The 13,949-nt window shown below is 62.8% G+C and carries 12 protein-coding genes; 9 read left to right on the top strand and 3 right to left on the bottom strand.

Annotation, left to right across the window (positions count from 1 at the left end; all coding sequences use genetic code 11):
- Nucleotides 1-108: 108 nt before the first annotated feature.
- The 4 genes from J4D99_RS18085 to J4D99_RS18070 all read left to right on the top strand — a co-directional run bounded on the left by J4D99_RS18085 (nucleotide 109) and on the right by J4D99_RS18070 (nucleotide 5,623).
- Nucleotides 109-2,847 carry an alpha-L-rhamnosidase-related protein gene (locus J4D99_RS18085; RefSeq protein WP_208133148.1) on the top strand — a complete coding sequence of 913 codons (2,739 nt, stop codon included), beginning with the start codon at nucleotides 109-111 and terminating at the stop codon, nucleotides 2,845-2,847.
- Nucleotides 2,848-2,921: 74 nt separating this feature from the next.
- Nucleotides 2,922-3,179: a hypothetical protein gene (locus J4D99_RS18080; protein ID WP_208133147.1), complete on the top strand. Its 258-nt coding sequence runs from the start codon at nucleotides 2,922-2,924 to the stop codon at nucleotides 3,177-3,179.
- Nucleotides 3,180-3,181: 2 nt separating this feature from the next.
- Nucleotides 3,182-4,267, top strand: coding sequence for an ABC transporter permease (locus tag J4D99_RS18075; RefSeq protein ID WP_309509635.1), 1,086 nt, complete (start codon nucleotides 3,182-3,184; stop codon nucleotides 4,265-4,267).
- A gap of 102 nt (nucleotides 4,268-4,369) precedes the next feature.
- Nucleotides 4,370-5,623 (top strand): PP2C family protein-serine/threonine phosphatase, encoded by a 1,254-nt coding sequence (locus tag J4D99_RS18070; protein ID WP_208133146.1) that lies wholly within the window; start codon nucleotides 4,370-4,372, stop codon nucleotides 5,621-5,623.
- A gap of 41 nt (nucleotides 5,624-5,664) precedes the next feature.
- On the opposite strand, the gene J4D99_RS18065 is transcribed toward J4D99_RS18070, so the two are convergent.
- A complete protein-coding gene (locus tag J4D99_RS18065) occupies nucleotides 5,665-7,146 on the bottom strand; it encodes an O-antigen ligase family protein (protein WP_208133145.1) in 1,482 nt (493 codons plus the stop codon).
- Between the two features lie 25 nt (nucleotides 7,147-7,171).
- Nucleotides 7,172-8,254 carry a GumC domain-containing protein gene (locus tag J4D99_RS18060; protein WP_208133144.1) on the bottom strand — a complete coding sequence of 361 codons (1,083 nt, stop codon included), beginning with the start codon at nucleotides 8,252-8,254 and terminating at the stop codon, nucleotides 7,172-7,174.
- Nucleotides 8,255-8,373: 119 nt separating this feature from the next.
- Here J4D99_RS18060 and J4D99_RS18055 point away from each other — a divergent pair, with 119 nt between their 5' ends.
- From J4D99_RS18055 to J4D99_RS18045, 3 genes are all read left to right on the top strand, one after another.
- Nucleotides 8,374-9,852 carry an oligosaccharide flippase family protein gene (locus J4D99_RS18055; protein WP_208133143.1) on the top strand — a complete coding sequence of 493 codons (1,479 nt, stop codon included), beginning with the start codon at nucleotides 8,374-8,376 and terminating at the stop codon, nucleotides 9,850-9,852.
- Nucleotides 9,853-9,945: 93 nt separating this feature from the next.
- The gene (locus tag J4D99_RS18050) at nucleotides 9,946-11,127 is read left to right on the top strand and encodes a glycosyltransferase family 4 protein (RefSeq protein ID WP_208133142.1); all 1,182 of its coding nucleotides are present in this window, start codon (nucleotides 9,946-9,948) and stop codon (nucleotides 11,125-11,127) included.
- Nucleotides 11,128-11,230: 103 nt separating this feature from the next.
- Nucleotides 11,231-11,824, top strand: coding sequence for a hypothetical protein (locus J4D99_RS18045; RefSeq protein WP_208133141.1), 594 nt, complete (start codon nucleotides 11,231-11,233; stop codon nucleotides 11,822-11,824).
- On the opposite strand, the gene J4D99_RS18040 is transcribed toward J4D99_RS18045, so the two are convergent.
- Nucleotides 11,821-12,279, bottom strand: coding sequence for a hypothetical protein (locus tag J4D99_RS18040; RefSeq protein ID WP_208133140.1), 459 nt, complete (start codon nucleotides 12,277-12,279; stop codon nucleotides 11,821-11,823). The two genes, J4D99_RS18045 and J4D99_RS18040, sit on opposite strands and share 4 nt — an antisense overlap.
- Before the next feature lie 168 nt (nucleotides 12,280-12,447).
- Between J4D99_RS18040 and J4D99_RS18035 the strand changes: the two genes are divergently transcribed.
- Nucleotides 12,448-12,786, top strand: coding sequence for an HNH endonuclease (locus tag J4D99_RS18035; protein WP_236018733.1), 339 nt, complete (start codon nucleotides 12,448-12,450; stop codon nucleotides 12,784-12,786).
- A 65-nt stretch (nucleotides 12,787-12,851) separates the two neighbouring features.
- Complete coding sequence (locus J4D99_RS18030) at nucleotides 12,852-13,934, top strand: DUF6687 family protein (protein ID WP_208133139.1); 1,083 nt, start codon at nucleotides 12,852-12,854, stop codon at nucleotides 13,932-13,934.
- Nucleotides 13,935-13,949 lie beyond the last annotated feature (15 nt).

Raw genomic sequence — 13,949 nt, 5'->3', positions numbered from 1 at the left:
AATCTTTCCTTGTTGTTGGAGTAGTATCCCTGGCGTGAAGGAAAGATTGCCGCGTTGCGCTCGCAATGACAGACGAAGTTTGCTTTATACATTAATAAGCCATTCAAAATGAATTACTACGAGTTGAGTGCGGTCGTGCTGGCTAGCGGCCTGCTGCTGGCCAGCTGCCAGTCGAAGTCCGGCACCGGCCAGACGGCCACTGCTACTCCGGCCGGCGCCATCTGGCACTCCGAGGCCTACACCGTGTACCGCGACAGCGTGGTGCAGGGCCCGAACCACGCCCGCGCCGTGTCGGCCACTGAGCTGCACTCGAACTACCGTAGCCCCGCCAACGAAACCCAGAACCCGCAAATCACCTTCAAGTTCTGCCTCAACGGCAAGGACAACGAGCTGCCGCCTGGCCAGGACAATGTGTTTCTGGCCTTGCCCGCCACGCCCGGCGCGGCTATCGAGACGCCCGTTATTCCCTTCGGCCAGCGCTACGTCGATACCCGGCCCGTGCCCAGCGGCCAGTACCTGGCACCTAATACGAAGGTGAAGATTCGGGTTGACCTACGGCCGGTGCTCGATGCCTTCGCCAAGCAGGGCTACTACACCACCTTCAAGGGCGAAAAGATTTATAAGCAAGACTTTAAGAAGGTGCTGGTGGCGGGCACGCCGGCCCCGCTGAGCTGGGATTTTGACAACCTCGTGAACAAGCCCGACCTGGAAATGCACGACCCCGATGGCGACGGCATCTATGAGGTGACGCTGACGCTAAACCAGCCCGAGGCCGCCAAAACCACCGCCCAGCAGTGGAAGAAAACCATTAATACCGACGATTTTCCGCAGTATACCTCCGATTACCCCCTAGCCGACGCGCTCTACAACCTGGCCCTGGAAGAAGCCCGCCGCGCCGTGGAGCCCGACAGCACCTTCCGCACCGGCAAGGAGTGGGCCGGCGTGTGGACGCGCGACATCAGCTACTCTATCATTCTGGCCCAGGCTACGTTGCAGCCCAAGTCGGCCATGAAAAGCCTGCTGCGCAAGGTGAGCCCCGAGGGTCGCATTATTCAGGATACGGGCACCGGCGGGGCCTACCCCTGTTCTACCGACCGCGTTATCTGGGCTGTGGCGGCCTGGGAAATCTACAAGGTGACCGGCGACCAGGCTTGGCTGCGCAAAGTGTACCCGGTCGTTAAAAAGTCCCTCGAAGAAGACGCCCAGAATGCCTACGACCCGGCTACTGGCTTGGTGCGTGGCGAGTCGTCGTTTCTGGACTGGCGTGAGGAAACCTACCCACGCTGGATGCAGCCGGTTGATATTTACCAGAGCGAAAACCTGGGCACCAATGCCGTTCATTTCCAGGCCAATACCGTGCTGGCCCTCATGGCCCACGAGCTTGGCCAAACGGCGGTAGCCAGCACCCACGAGCAGACCGCGGCCACCATTAAGCAGGCCATCAACCAGCACCTGTGGCTCGACAAGGCCGGCTACTACGGCCAGTACCGCTACGGCCGGGTGTTCCCGGTGGTGTCGCCCCGGGCCGAAGCGCTGGGGGAGGCTCTTAGCGTGTTATTCGACGTAGCCGACCCTAGCCGGGCCCGCACGGTGGTGGAAAAAACGCCCACGGTGCCGTTCGGTATTTCGTGCATCTACCCGCAGATTCCGGGTATTCCGCCCTACCACAACGATGCGGTGTGGCCCTTTGTGCAGAGCTTTTGGGCCCTAGCGGCCGCCAAGTCTGGCAATGAAGCCTCCCTCATGGAAAGCATCGCCGCCGTGTATCGGCCGGCCGCGCTGTTCTTGACCAACAAAGAGAATTTTGTGGCCGGCAACGGCGACTTTGCCGGCACCCAGATTAACTCCAGCAACATGCTCTGGAGTTTGTCGGGCAGCCTGGGCCTGGTGTATAAAGTGCTGTTTGGCATGCACTATGAAACCGACCGGCTGGTATTTCGGCCCTTTGTGCCGCAGGCCTTGCAGGGCGAGCGCAAGCTCTTGAACTTCAAGTATCGCCGCGCCGTGCTCAATATCGAGATGCTGGGCTATGGCAATGAGATACAAGAAATTAAGCTCGACGGCAAGCCCCTGGCCGGGGCCGCCGTGCCCGCTAGCCTCAGTGGCGTGCACGCTTTGCGCATCATCCTCAAAAGCCGGGCGCCGGCTACCGCTACGGCCAACCGCGTGGCTAACCTCGTGGCTAACCTCTTCAGCCCCGAAACGCCGCAGGTGACCCTAGCGGGCAACCAGCTCAGCTGGCCCGCCATCAAGGATGCCCAAACCTATCGGGTGCTCAAAAACGGCCAGCCCGTGAATGCCAGCGGTGCCACTACCTACGCCGTGCCGGCCGGTGGCTTCGCTGAGTACCAGGTCATCGCCATCGACAATAAGGGTCTGGAATCGTTCGCCAGCGAGCCGCTGCCGGTAGGGCCGCCCGCCACTGAGGTGCAGCTCGAAACGGTGGCCCCGGCCGCTACCTACGCCTACAAGGGCTTTAGCGGCAAAGGTTTCGTAGAAGTCAGTGTCACAAAGAATACCGACCTGACCATTCCGGTGCAGGTGCCCGAAGCTGGGCTTTATGCCCTCGACTTTCGCTACGCCAACGGCAATGGGCCCATCAACACCAATAACAAGTGCGCCATCCGCACGCTGCGCGATGGGCAGAATAAGCTGCTAGGCACCGTGGTGCTGCCCCAGCGTGGGGTAGATGAATGGAGCAACTGGGGCTTTTCAAACCCCATCCTGGTGCGTCTGGCGAAGGGCAAAAACGTACTCAGCCTCACCTACGAAACGGCCAATACCAACATGAACGGCGCCGTGAACCAAGCCATGCTCGACTACCTGCGGGTGCGCCGGGTGCAGTAGCGCGGATTTTGTAGTCCGCGTTTCGGCCACTCCCGGCGCGGACTACAAAGTCCGCGCTACTACTTTTGCCAGCCATGAACGACGCTGAATTTGACCTCTTAGACGAATTATATTTCGTAACGCCTTTCCGGGTGCTGCGCGAAAAAACCGGGTTGCCCGCGCCCGAGCTGCTAGCCCTGCTCGGCGGTCTGCTCGAGCGCGGCCTGGTACGCTACTACTGGCCCGACCCCGACACCGAGCTGGCCTATGAGCCTACCTCATTTGGCGCCCTGGGCCAGGATGCCAGCTACCTCGCCTCCAAAGAGGGCTTGCTTCAGCACAATACCCGCTAGCCGTGGCTGCCGCGCCTACCTTGCCCGATAGCCTGCCCGCCGCCCCCGATACGGCCGTGGTCGTGCCGCCCCCGGCGCGCACGCCCGGCTACTACGTGCGCCAGCGCCTGTGGGCCAACCGGCCCGCCCTGGCCGGGCTGGTCTTTATCGGGCTGTGCGCGCTAGTGGCGCTGCTGGGCTACTGGATACTGCCCGATAACTCGCCCAACGCCAACAATGGCCTGGTGCAGCTGCAAAAGCAGCCGCCCGGCTTCGTGGCCAGCCTTCGCCAGGTGCCCGACCCCAATGCCGACTCGCCTGGCAATGCCTTGCAAGTGTGGCTGCACGGCCGCCCGCCTCAGGTGAAAGACGAAGTCATTTCAACGAGCCAGCGGCCCGCAACAACCGGCAACACCATAACCCGTCGCTACTGGCTAGGCACCGACAAAGCTGGGCGCGACGAGCTGAGCCGGCTGCTGCTGGGCACGCGTATCTCGCTGGGCATTGGGCTGGTAGCAGTGCTTATCTCGCTCGTTATTGGCGTGGCGGTGGGGGCCGTGGCCGGCTATTTTGGCGGCTGGGTCGATAGCCTGCTGCTGGGGCTGATGACCGTCGTGTGGAGTATTCCGGGCATTATGCTGGTCATTGGTATTTCGCTGGCCCTCGATAGCAAAGGCGTGTGGGTCAGCTTTGTAGCCGTGGGCCTCACGATGTGGGTCGATGTGGCGCGGGTAGTGCGCGGGCAGGTGCTGGGGCTGCGCTCGGCCACGTTTATTGAGGCCGGGCGGGTGCTAGGGCTGCCCACCAGCCGGCTCATTTTTGTGCACTTATTGCCCAATCTGCGCGGGCCACTCATTGTGTTGGCTACCAGCAATTTTGCCGCCGCCATCTTGCTCGAAGCCGGCCTGAGCTTTCTGGGCCTGGGCGTGCAGCCGCCTGCCCCTAGCTGGGGCCTGATGGTGAAAGAAGGCTACGACCTGCTGGGCACCGAGGCCGGCCTGTGGCTAACGCTGCTGCCGGGCCTGGCCATCAGTCTGTTAGTGTTGAGTTTTAACGTGCTGGGCAATGGCCTGCGCGACGCGTTTGACCCTAAAACTCAGCTTACTTAAATGCGAAAGCAGCTGCTTAGGCGGCTGGCCGTATTATTGCAATAGCTTCTCAATTACTTTCATCGCTGCCCGGCTTACAAGCCGCCGGCTTTCTCTCTGCCAATGCTCCCTCACACTGCGTCAGTCGCCAGCCTCGAAAAGCGCCTGTTTTTGAAGGAGCGGGAACTGGGTGCGCTACTGGAAGTTACGCAGGCCATCACCCACGATTCGGCCGAGGCAGACCTGTACAAGATTTACCAGTTCACGCTTATTGGGCAGCTCGGTGTGCGCCGGCTAGCCCTCTACGTGCTCGATGAGGGCGCTTATCGGCTCAAGGTGAATTTTGGAACCTCGCTGGCCGCCGACTCACACTTTTTGCCTGCCGAAGTAGCTGGCTGGTGCCATCAGCCCACCTGCCTGGTGCAAGAGCTGGGCCTGGGCGACGCCTGGGAAAGCTTCGAGCTGATGGTGCCGGTGCGCCAGCTGGATAACGTGCAGGCGCTGGTATTTGTGGGCACCATGCAGGGCGATTATGCCAGCACCGAGGCGCTGTCGTTTCTGGAAACGCTGAGCAATATTCTGCTCGGGGCCGTGGCCAACCTGCGCCTGGCCCGCCAGCGCCAGATGCTGCTGATGAGCGAAGCTGCCACCCGCCGCGAAATCGAGATTGCCCAGCAGGTACAGCAGCTGCTGTTTCCGCAGTATCTGCCCAACACGGCCCATTACGTGCTGCATGCCACCTACCAGCCGCACACCGAGATTGGGGGTGACTACTACGACGTAGTGGAGATTGACGCGCACCGCCTGCTGGTGTGCGTGGCCGACGTGAGCGGCAAAGGCGTGCCAGCGTCCCTACTGATGTCGAATTTTCAGGCTGGGCTGCGTATGCTGCTGCGCCAGGGGGTCGACTTGCCTACGATAGTGCGTGAGCTTAACTACTTGATTTTCCGTAATTCGGGTGGCGAGAAGTTTATTACCGCCTTTCTGGCCCTCTACGACCGCCGCACCCAGGTGCTCGAATACGTGAACGCCGGCCACAACGACCCGCTGCTGCTGCCCGACACCGGCCCCGCGCAGCCTCTGCACGATGGCACCGTGATGCTGGGCATCATGCCCGAGCTGCCGCACTTCAAAGTAGGGCTAGCGGCTATGCCGCCCCACTCGCTCTTGTTTATCTATACCGATGGCCTCACCGAGGTCTTCAACGAGCAGCACCAGGAGTTTGGCGACGTCGGCGTGCTGCGCACCTTGGCGCGCAATCGCTACCTGTCGCTGCCGCGCCTGCACCAGGAGCTGCTAGCCTGCATCCGCGACTTCAACGCCACCGGCGAGCGCTTTGCCGACGACGTAACCATGCTCAGCCTGCGGGTGAAGTAGCCCTCCCGAAGGGCTCAGGACTAGCGTGACGAATGGAAAATTTAGCATGCTGGTCCTGAGCCCTTCGGCACTTTCTCCTCCAGCCACGTGCCGCTGCGGATGAGCACGGCCAGGGAAACGAAAAAGATAGAGCCAATTTTATCGGTTTCTACCAATTCGTTGAGAAGCAAATGGGTGAGGATAATAATAAACGACAGGCTTGCTGCCAGCACCACCCGGTGCAACTCGGGGTAGGGGCGCGTGGCATGGTAGAGGCGCTCGGCCGTGAGCAACGCCGTAGCCACCAGGCTGCAAAAGAGCAGAAACGCGGGTATGCCCTGCTCGGCCAGCTGCATCAGGAAATAATTGTGCACGGTCGAGCCCTCGTGGTTGGCACTTACATAGGTGCGAAAACCCGATACTGTGTAGCGCTTATAGGTGGGGTTAAAGGTAGAGGGGCCGCTCCCGGTAAGGGGCTTATCGGCTATCATGCGGGCGGCGGCCACCCAGCGGTAGACCCGCTCCATGCCCGATACATCCCGCAGCTTGTAGGTCGATTGCAGGTGCGCCGCCAGGTTGTCGCCGTGCCAGATAGTCTTCTCGTAGTCGGGCCGGAAGCGCATAAAGTTCTCATTATGCACAAAGTAAGCAGTGGCTCCCGCCACAGCCACGGCCACTCCTAGCAGCAGCAGGCGCGTGAGCCGCAGCCGCATTACCCAATAAACCAGGCCGGCCACGGGGAGCGACAGCCACGAGGCCCGCGTATACGACATAATCAGCCCAAACAGCAGCAGCAGGCTGGTGCCCAGCCATAGCCGGCGGCGGGCCCGGGTGGGCGCCTGCGCCGCTAGCCCCCCCGCCAGCGGCAGCAGCAGTGCCAGCGTAGTGGCGTAAATAACGTGGTTGGTATAAAAAGGCTGGATGGGCCAGTTGATTTTGGCAAGACTAAAATGGACGCTGGCCTGGCGGGGCAACACCCATGCCAGGCTCAGCACCGCGCCGCTCACGTAGCAGGCGGCCAGCCGCCAGAAGTCGGCCGGGCGCCGCAGCACTAGCAGCGACCCTAGCAGCAGCGGTATAAGGTACCAGCACTTGGCTAGTAGATACTTGATTGACTTGATTTTATCGACCGAAAAATACGTGTCGAGTGCCGCCCAGGCCAGCAGCAGCAGGGGCAGCACCAGCAGCGGGTGGCGCCACTCGTGCGGGGCAAGCTGGCGCACCCCACCGGGGCCTAACAGCAGCGCCAGCGGCACACAAACCAGCAGCGAAAGCAGCAGCGGCTCGGAAGGCACGTCCATCCTGAGTCCGCCCGTCAACCCAAACTCGTGCGAGAACGGTAGCGTCAGAAATAGCCCATAGTATAGCCACTGCCAACGCGTGAGGGCCAGCACCAGCGCCGGCACGGCCAGCGCTGGCAGCAGCAGCGCCGGCTGCTGCTGCCGGGCCGCCAGTACCCCCCCTAGCAGCAGCAGCGCCACAAACCCTACAAATAGCTGCTGGCTGGCATCGGCGGGCCGCAGGCGAAGCAATAGGTGGCGCATGGCTGACAAAACAGGAGTAGAAACGCTAGGCGCTCACCGGCGGCTGCCTCTCAGACCGGCGCAGCTCAAGCAGCACTATCAGGAAAACCGACAGGGCCAGTACCAGCAGCACCGAGCCTACTACAATGGCCAGCCGGAAGGGCTTGCTTTTGTGGGTGGCCGGGTAGGCCTTTTGGATAAGGTAGAGCGAAGATACCCGGCCGCGGAGCGCCGTTTCGGCCTGCTCAAAAGCCGCTTGCGATACCGCGTAGCGCGTGCGCAGGTCGGTGAGGCGTGCTACCAGAAAAGCCACCGAATCGGCACCCTGCGTCCAGCCTTCCAGGTTGATGATGTTGCCGCCCGCGGCCTCGGTCTGGGTGAGGCCGCGCAAGGCGCGGCGCAGGCCCGCCACGTTGCCGGGGCCGCCCGCCTCGGCCAGGCGCAGCTCTTTCTCCGTATCGATAATAGCCTTGGCCAGGTACCGGCTTTGCTCTTCGAGGCCAAATACCCCGTAGTGGCGGCGGGCCGCCAGCAGCTGGCGGCGGGTAGAAGCATAGCTGGCCCCTAGCCGGGCCGAGCGCTGGCGGTAGATTTCGAGCACATTGCGCCGGTTTTCGAGGGTTAGCTGCTGGGTAGCCGAGTCGATGGCCGCCATCAGGGCGTTGGCCACGTTGGCCGCCAGCTGCCGGTCGCGGTCTTCAAAGGTCAGCTCAATAGCATCGCGCTCATTGTGCACAATGCTGAGATTGCTGGCAAACTCATTGAGCACGTAGTTGTCGGCCGCATCGGTACCCGGCTGGCCCGCTTTATAGTGCTCATAGAGGTGAAACTGCCGAATCATGCGCTCGGCCAGCGGCAGCGACTGCCCAATGGTGAGGACCCGGTCGAGGTCGGCCGAAGTGCCATCTACGCCCAGCCGCAGGCCACTGGCCAGGCGGTCGGGGTCGCTGCTTTGGGGCGACGCGGGCAGGAAAATAGCCGTCGAGCTATAAATATTGGGCATGGTCCAGGCAATGCCCGCGCTCACCACGGCCGTAAGAGTCAAGGCCACCGCCAGCTGATATTGCCAGCGCCGAAAAATAACCCACAGGGTAGCAGACGAAAAAGGAGAGGGGGAGGGGTGCACCATACGCACGTAAAAAGACGCTGCCCTGACGCGCAGGCACCCGGCAGCAGCTGGCAAAGATAAACGGCTGGCTGCCCTGGCAGCGGCTTTATCTTTGTGCCTTCATCATCGGCTAGTCTCTTTTGCGCACCAAACGCTTTCTCAGTACCGTTAGCCTAGCCGTGGCCCTCAACCTACTGGTGAAGCCCGGCTGGGTCCTGCTCGAGAATAGCGTGCAAGACCAACTGGGCCACAGCGTGTTTGGGTTGATTGCGGCTTGCTCGGCCCTGGCCGTAGTGGTCGCCACCTTTGCCGACCTGGGCCTCACGCAGTTTACGGTGCAGCGCCTGGCCGCCAAGCCCACCTTCGCCGACCGGCAGTTTCCGACGCTGCTGCCATTGCGTGGGCTGCTCACGGTGGGCTCGCTGCTGGTGCTGCTGGCGCTGGGGTGGGTGCTCGGCTACCGCGGCGGGCAGCTCGGCCTGCTGGCGGCGGTAGGCGCGGGGCTGCTGCTCACGCAGTACGGGCAGTTTTTGAGAGCGCCGGTGCAGGCCCGCCAGCATTTCAATACCGATGCGCTGCTTTCGGTGCTCGAAAAGCTGATGGCCCTGGCCCTGGTGGCCGGCCTGCTGCTAGGCAAGCAGCTCAGCCTGAGTACCTACGTAGGGGCGCGACTGGTGGCAGCTGGCTTCACAGCGGCGCTGTTTCTGGGGTTGCTGCGGCGGCTGTTTGGGCGGCTGCCGCACCGCTGGCCCCGGCGGCGGTCGGCGCGGCAGCTGCTGCGCGGCAGCCTGCCATTTGCCTTCATTGCCCTGCTCTACGGTATCAACGAGCGCGTTGATATGGTGCTGCTCGAGCGGCTTTCTTCGGCCCGCGAGGCAGGCTACTACGCCGGAGCCTATCGCTGGCTCGACGCCGTTATGATGTATGCTTGGACGGTGCTCCCCTTGTTCTTTGCCCGCTTTGCCCACATGGCCTCCCGGCCCCGCGAGCTGCGGCGCCTGCTGTGGGTAGGCCAGCGCGTGGTGGCTGTGCCGCTGCTGCTCGTGGTGGCGTTCGTACTGTTTCGGGGCGAAGTGCTCTTCTGGCAGTTTGGCCATAGCACCGGGCCCGAGCTAGCCCACATGGTGCTGTGTCTTAAGATTTTATTTTTGAACGTGCTGGTTAATGCGTTCTTTGCCATCTACAGCACCCTGCTCACGGGCACGCGCCATCAGCAGCCCGTGAGCTGGCTGGTGGCCTTCAGCATTGGCCTCAACCTTACCCTCAACCTGCTGCTGCTGCCGCGCTTCGGCGCCGTGGCCGCCGCCCTCAACACCCTCATAAGCGGGGTGCTGGTGTCGGGCGGCTACGTCTGGCTCGTGGCGCAGCGCATGCGCATTGCCGTGCCGTGGCACCTGCTGGCGCGGCTGGCGCTGGCTTTCGGGCTGCTGTGCGGGGCCTGGTACCTGGCCCGCACCCAGCTAGCCCTGCCGTGGTGGCTGGAGGCAGGCCTGCTGAGCGTGTTTTTTGCCGGGCTGCTGCCGCTCACCGGGCTGGTGCAGCTGCGCGAATTGCGCCAATTGCGCCCCCGCCACCGGCCGGCCCCAGCTAGCCCGGCCGTTGACGGGAACGCGCAGTAGTTGGCCCGGCGGCCCTAGTTTTGGGGTTTGGAAAGAGCTGGTGGGCTTGTAGTAGTGCCCGACATTTTACGCCCAGCGCTCTTATTCTGGCTCATGCACATTGCCGTCACGACCCGCTTTTTGTTGCCCGGCGGCCACCTCGAAGGACTAGGGCGCTACACCTTCGAGGCCCTGCGCTGCCTGGTGCAGCAGCAGCCCGAGTGTACGTTTCATTTCCTTTTTGACCGCGCCTACGACCCGCGCTACCTGCTAGGCCCCAATGTGGTGCCGCACGTGCTGCTGCCCCCGGCCCGCCACCCGCTGCTGATGATAGCCTGGTATGAAGGCGCGGTGGCCCAGTGGCTGCGGCGCCACCGCCCGGCGGTACTGCTTTCGCCCGAAGGCTTCACGGTGCTAGGCACCACTGTGCCGCGGGTAGTAGTGATGCACGACTTGGCTTACTTACACCGGCCCCGAGATGTTGGTCGGCTGATGGCTCGCTACTACGCCTATTTTTTGCCGCGCTTCGCCCGCGCGGCTGCCCGGCTCGTGGCCGTGTCGGACGCTACCCGGCAGGATATTGCGCAGCAATATGGGCTAGCCGCCGCTAACATATTAATAGCCCACAATGCCCCGGCCCGGCACTTTGCGCCGCAGCCTGCCGCAGTGCAGACGGCCACTCGCCAGCGCTTCAGTCACGGCCAGCCCTATTTTCTGTTTGTAGGGGCCTTGCAGCCGCGCAAAAACCTGCGCAACCTACTGCGGGCCTTCGCTCAGTTTAAGGCCGAAGGCGGCGCCGCGGTAGGCCCGGTGCGCCTGCTGCTGGTGGGCCGCACGGCCTGGAAAGCCGGGCCGGTGTTTGAGGTATTTCGTAGTCTACCGCCCGCCGTGCAGGCCGCTATAGAATTTACCGGCCGCGTGAGCGAGGCCGATTTAGCCAACCTCTACGCGGCAGCACTGGCCACCGTGTATGTTCCTTTCTTTGAAGGCTTTGGGTTGCCAGTGGTAGAAGCGCAGGCTAGCGGATGCCCCGTACTCACTTCCAGTGTTTCCTCATTGCCCGAGGCGGCTGGTGGCCCGGCCGCTGCCATTCTGTGCGACCCGGCCCAGCCGGCGGCCATTGCCGCCGGTCTGCATCAACTCGCCCACGATGAGCCTTTGCGCGCGCGCCTACGGGCCGCGGGCCTGGCCAACGCCGCCCGCTTTACCTGGGAGCGCACGGCCCAGATACTGTGGCAGGCGCTGCAGCAGGCCGTGCATAATGAGGTAGAAAACAGTGAGCCAAGTGAGGACTAGCCCGCCGGGCGGCCTCGCCTGCGTGTTAATTCTATCTTTGCGACGCTCGGCGTAGGCTTTGCCTGCTCCTGACCCACCTACTACTTTATCACTGTACTGCTAAATGGCTCGTCCGCACCCGCACCACTTTGCCTACCTGATGCTGCCGCAGTTGGTGTGGCGCCGGCCTGGCGCCGTGCGCCGCGAGCTTAGCGACCCGCTGCTGGCGCGCGAGCTGCTGCTGTACATGTGGGACAAGGCCGCCGAGAGCCTGCCCCCGCGCGAGCGGGTGGCGCCCCGGGGGCTGCACCTGAGCTGGCACCAGGTAGCGGGCCGGGCTACGGCACTGTTGCAGCTGCCGCCGCCCCAGGCCACCGGCGAAGCCCACCTGGCCGCCATCGTCTACGAGCAGGCCGAGGCCGACCCTGATGACCACTCGCGCATCCCCGACGATGACGAGGAGGCCGAGGACGACGACCTGCCCCCCGACGAAGTCCTGCCGCGCTACTTTCTGCTCGAAGCTACCCTGGGCCGTAGCCCCGAAGAGGCTGGTACGCCCACAATGCTGGGCGAGCTGCGCGGCGAGCACCACCGCCGCCACGCGCCGGGCCCACCAGCCGGCCGGCCCGATACGGCCGGCCGCTTTCTCCAGGCCCTGGCCGACTTACTCGGCCCGCTGCCTGATAGTGTGCCCTTTATGCGCGTGGTGCGGGGCTAGCGCGATGCCGAGCCGCCCACAACGGTGATATCATTCCCTACCTCCGGGAACATGAAGAAGCCACCCACGGCTTTTTTGCCATTCACGCGGCACTCCCAGTGGTAGCGGCCCGGCGTGGGCTGCGCGGCTAGCCCCTGCATGTTCTTGAAATATTCGGGGTCGCTGGGCTCGGTCGGGAAGAATACGTCTACGCCATTTTCGCCCTTGGCTACCTGCTTAGTGAGTAGATATTCCTGGCCGTTCTTCTCGTTAGTGACGATAAATACGGCGGCGAAACCACCTAGGGCGTTGTACTTATCCAGCACCCCAAGCTTGATGTAGGGCGTGGTCGATACCATCCAGGTTTGGGCGTGGGCGCTCGACGCAAAAAAACTTCCGACCAGCAAAGTTGCTAGTACGGCGCCACGCCGCATCCAGCTGCTGTTCAACGGTAAAGTAGTAGAATTGTGTACCATTTAGAGAAAAAAAGTGAGAAAAAAGAGAAGAAGGCTTCGCGGAAAAATAATAAAGCTGGCAATTGCCAATCGGCGGTCAATATAAGCGCTCCGGTTTCACTTTCGCAACTCTCGGCTCGCAAATAGGGTTAAATTGATTACTGGTACTTTACTTATTTCGCTAGCCCCTTGACCCGCCGCCAGCAACTAGCCCAGGCCGCTGCCGAAGCCACCGCCCGCGCCCAGCAGTCGAATGAAATGCGCTGCGGCCTCTGCGAGCGCGCCGTGCAGCATACTACCCGCCACCACCTTGTGCCGCGCGAGGAAGGTGGCCGCTACAGTGCTACCGTCGACCTGTGCCAGCCTTGCCATAGCAGCGTGCACCGCTTTCTCACCAACCGCGCCCTAGCCCGCCAGTACCACACTGTGGATGCCCTGCGCGCCGCCGACGAATTGCAGAGCTATCTGAATTGGATTCGCAAAAACAAGGTAGAGAAGATTCGTAACCGTCGGGCTGGCAATGGGTAGTTGTCGGAATATGCACAGCCACTAGCCCATCTACCATCTGCTTTCACCCGATTTTCTTGACCTGAATGACGCCAGACGAGCAAGCTGCCGAATCCCGCTACTTTGTGCCCTTCAAGCAATTGCGGCGCCAGCCCACCATTGTGGTAGATAGCACCGGGCTGGGTGCGGCACTCACGCTAGCCCACTGGCGCGGGGCTGCCACGCCCCAGGCCCTGCGCGATGATACCAGCGCCGGCTCGTGCCTGCGGGCCTTGCACACACCCGCCATGCAGGGGCTGGAAGCGCGGGCCGTGACGGCCAATCACTTTGATATTGACGGGTTTATCGGGGTGTGGGCGCTGCTGCATCCGGAGCTGGCCCTGGCTCATGAGCCGCTGCTGCGCCTCACGGCCACGCTGGGTGACTTTCGCGAAATTGATTGGCAGCACCCCCTAGCCGACCATGCCCTGCGGCTGGCCTGCTGGCTTAATGCCGAGGAAAAAGCCCACTTCTACGAGCCCTTTGGGGCACCGGCCCGCCGCCGGCGCGAAGACGAAGCGTCGGCCGAAAAGTTTGCCTGGTTCTTGCCGCGCTTTGCCGCGCTGGTGCAAAACCCCGAAGCCGGCCGCGCCGCCTGGGAGCCGGAGTATACGCGCGTGCGGCAAGCCGCCACAGCGCTAGAAGAACCACTTACACAGCGCCTTGCGTATCCGGAAATTGGTTTGGCCGTGGTGCGCACGCCCGCACCGGCGCCATACTACGCCCTCTTCGGCCCTACGGCGGGCCTCGACTGGGTGCTGAGCCTCTATGATGGCCAGCGCTACGAGCTGGAGTGCAAATACACGACTTGGATAGACCTCGAAAGCCGCCCTACGCTGCCGCGCCTGGCGCTGGCCCCGCTCGCCGTTAGGCTCAACGAGCTGGAAAAGAGCAATTATCGCTGGGCTGCCGACCCGCTCACCGACACCGGCCCGCTGCTGCGCCTGGCTGGCCGCCCGCTCTCAAAAGCCGAGCGCTACGCCGACCCCGACGGCCGGCCCATCTACGCATCGAGCCTAGCCGCCAACACAGTAGAAGCCGAAGTAGTGGCTTTTTTACAAAGAGGCTACGCCGGGGTTGAGCCCAAAAAATACTGGACGTGGGCCGAGGTGCGGGCAGTAAGTCAATAGGCCTTCATGCTGACG

Source organism: Hymenobacter sp. BT559 (genome assembly GCF_017571525.1).
In the GTDB taxonomy this organism is placed as follows: Bacteria; Bacteroidota; Bacteroidia; order Cytophagales; family Hymenobacteraceae; genus Hymenobacter; species Hymenobacter ginsengisoli.
Note: the sequence above shows the minus strand (reverse complement) of the source record. Positions and strands in the feature narration are given on the sequence as shown.

Bases quoted from the DNA above. Each gene is read 5' to 3' on its own strand.
- J4D99_RS18085 (WP_208133148.1), top strand. From the start codon at position 109: ATGAATTACTACGAGTTGAGTGCGGTCGTGCTGGCTAGCGGCCTGCTG.
- J4D99_RS18080 (WP_208133147.1), top strand. From the start codon at position 2,922: ATGAACGACGCTGAATTTGACCTCTTAGACGAATTATATTTCGTAACG.
- J4D99_RS18070 (WP_208133146.1), top strand. From the start codon at position 4,370: ATGCTCCCTCACACTGCGTCAGTCGCCAGCCTCGAAAAGCGCCTGTTT.
- J4D99_RS18065 (WP_208133145.1), bottom strand. From the start codon at position 7,146: ATGCGCCACCTATTGCTTCGCCTGCGGCCCGCCGATGCCAGCCAGCAG.
- J4D99_RS18060 (WP_208133144.1), bottom strand. From the start codon at position 8,254: ATGGTGCACCCCTCCCCCTCTCCTTTTTCGTCTGCTACCCTGTGGGTT.
- J4D99_RS18050 (WP_208133142.1), top strand. From the start codon at position 9,946: ATGCACATTGCCGTCACGACCCGCTTTTTGTTGCCCGGCGGCCACCTC.
- J4D99_RS18045 (WP_208133141.1), top strand. From the start codon at position 11,231: ATGGCTCGTCCGCACCCGCACCACTTTGCCTACCTGATGCTGCCGCAG.
- J4D99_RS18040 (WP_208133140.1), bottom strand. From the start codon at position 12,279: ATGGTACACAATTCTACTACTTTACCGTTGAACAGCAGCTGGATGCGG.
- J4D99_RS18030 (WP_208133139.1), top strand. From the start codon at position 12,852: ATGACGCCAGACGAGCAAGCTGCCGAATCCCGCTACTTTGTGCCCTTC.